Consider the following 2,072-nt stretch of genomic DNA (forward strand, 5'->3'; position numbering starts at 1 on the left):
GTAGGAAAGCACGCGGGTGCCGCCGGCATTGGAGGAAAGATTGCCCCGGATCTGGCAGGAGCCTGGCGCGGCCAGCGACAGCGGGAACAGCCGGTCGGCGGCGTCGGCTGCCTCCTGCAGCGTCTGCAGGATGACACCGGCCTCGACCGTCACCGTGTTGGACAGGACGTCGATCTCGCGGATGCGGTTCAGCCGCGACAGCGACAGGACGATTTCGCGCCCGGACCTGTCCGGCACCTGCGCGCCGACCAGCCCGGTGTTGCCGCTTTGCGGCACGATCGGCGTTCCCGTCTCGGTCGCCAGCCGCATGATCCGGCTGACCTCGTCGAGGCTGCCCGGCCGCAGCACCAGCGACGTCGCGCCGTGCCAGAGCCCACGTCGCTCAATGAGGTAGGGCGCGATGTCCTGCTGATCACGCAGCGCATATCTGTCGCCGACGATCGCAGCGAAGCGATCGATGAGGGCGGGATCGAGTGTCTCTGTGATTTCGATCATGGGGGAAACTATGTTGCGGGTTGCGTGATGTCACGAGGGGCGGCTGCACGCGACAGCCGATCGTTGATCGCTTCGCCGAGCCCGTCGCAGGGAATAGGCTCGACGGCGATGGTGCGCGCGCCGCTGCGGTCGAGTGCCTGCATACAGGCGAACAGATTGCTCGCCGCTTCGCGCAGGTCACCGGTTTCGGACAAATTGAGGAAGGCTTCGGCGCGGTGCCAGCCTTGTGCCCTCTGGCCGCCGAAGCCGAGCAAAGCCTCGCCCTCGCCGACCGTGCCGGCATTGAGCCGCATCGCGGCACCTGGCGCATAGTGCGAGGCAAGCATGCCCGGCGCCTCGATACTGGCGGTGCCGCCGCGCAACAATTCCATGCCGATGGCGGCCTCGATCTCCTCGGCAGCGATGCCGCCGGGCCTCAGCAGCCGCATTCTTTCCCCCTCGGCCTTGAGAATCGTCGATTCCAGCCCGACCGGGGTTGCGCCGCCATCGACCACCAGCTTTATCCGCGCACCGAGATCGGCTGCCACCGCTTGCGCGGTCGTTGCGCTGATCCTGCCGGATGAATTGGCGCTGGGCGCGGCAAGCGGGCGGCCGAGCCTGGCGATCAGATCGCCGCCAAAGCCCCTCGGCATGCGCAAGGCGATTGTATCGAGCCCGGCGGTGACGAGCGGATGGATGCCGTTGCCGGGCCGTTGCGGCAGCACCAGCGTCAGCGGACCGGGCCAGAACGCGCGCGCGAGTTTCTTCGACAGCGGATCGAACAGCGCGAGGCGCTCGGCCATCGCCATGTCGGCGACATGGGCGATCAGCGGGTTGAAGCGCGGCCGCCCCTTGGCTTCGAAGATGCGCGCGACGCCGATGCCGTTGGTCGCGTCGCCAGCCAGCCCGTAGACGGTTTCCGTCGGGATGGCGACGACATCGCCCTCCCTGAGCAGCGCCAGCGCCCGCTCCAGCGCCTCGCCCGAGCCAAGTATTTCAGCCACTCTCGTCACCTCACAGATGCGGGGTGCGTAGTACGATGGCGGCCATTGGGCAAGTCGGCTGTTGGGTAACCGTTTGTTGGCGAGCAGGAGCATTGGCGATTTATCAATCCCTAAAATGCTATGGTTCCACGAAAGCCGGCATCAATTCCGGCCTGCTATCGAACAGCTTCTGGGCAAAGGGGAGCGACATCAGTGTCTGCGCGTATCCTGCTGGGTATCATTCTTGCTGTTGCGGCCGGCGAAGCCCAGGCGTCATCCCTGGTTTTTCCAGGCACGCCATCCTCCACACCATCGATCGTCAGGATCGGCGCTCCCAACCAGCCTGGAATCGTCGATGCGGTCAACACCAGCGATGCGCGGTCGGTGATGGCAGTAGGGGAAGCGCCGCCCGACGTCACCGATGAAAAGGTAGCGGCGATCCCGGACAAGCCCGCGACCGGACACGGCTTCCAGCCAGGCCCGATGGTCATCCGTGGCGGCGTTACCGGTCCCGATTTCCCGGCACCCGCGCCAACCGCTGCACCAGCGACCGGTGCCGCGCCGGCCGCTGGCACCGCGCCGGCAACGGCCACCGCTTCCGCTGCCCCCTCAGGG

The 2,072-nt window shown here is 66.8% G+C and carries 3 protein-coding genes; 1 reads left to right on the top strand and 2 read right to left on the bottom strand.

What is annotated here, in order from left to right; translation table 11 throughout:
- Together EN879_RS33355 and EN879_RS33360 are read right to left on the bottom strand one after the other, a co-directional pair.
- The coding region (locus EN879_RS33355; RefSeq protein WP_164774744.1) for an FAD-binding oxidoreductase at window positions 1–495 on the bottom strand (495 nt) is incomplete at its 3' end.
- Window positions 496–503: 8 nt separating this feature from the next.
- The gene (locus tag EN879_RS33360) at window positions 504–1,478 is read right to left on the bottom strand and encodes an L-threonylcarbamoyladenylate synthase (RefSeq protein WP_063167659.1); all 975 of its coding nucleotides are present in this window, start codon (window positions 1,476–1,478) and stop codon (window positions 504–506) included.
- 192 nt (window positions 1,479–1,670) lie between these two features.
- Between EN879_RS33360 and EN879_RS33365 the strand changes: the two genes are divergently transcribed.
- Window positions 1,671–2,072, top strand: a 402-nt coding sequence (locus EN879_RS33365; RefSeq protein WP_127274581.1) for a hypothetical protein, incomplete at its 3' end; no start/stop codon positions are given.

It is taken from the genome of Mesorhizobium sp. M7A.F.Ca.AU.002.02.1.1 (genome assembly GCF_003998535.1).
Taxonomy (GTDB): Bacteria; Pseudomonadota; Alphaproteobacteria; order Rhizobiales; family Rhizobiaceae; genus Mesorhizobium; species Mesorhizobium ciceri.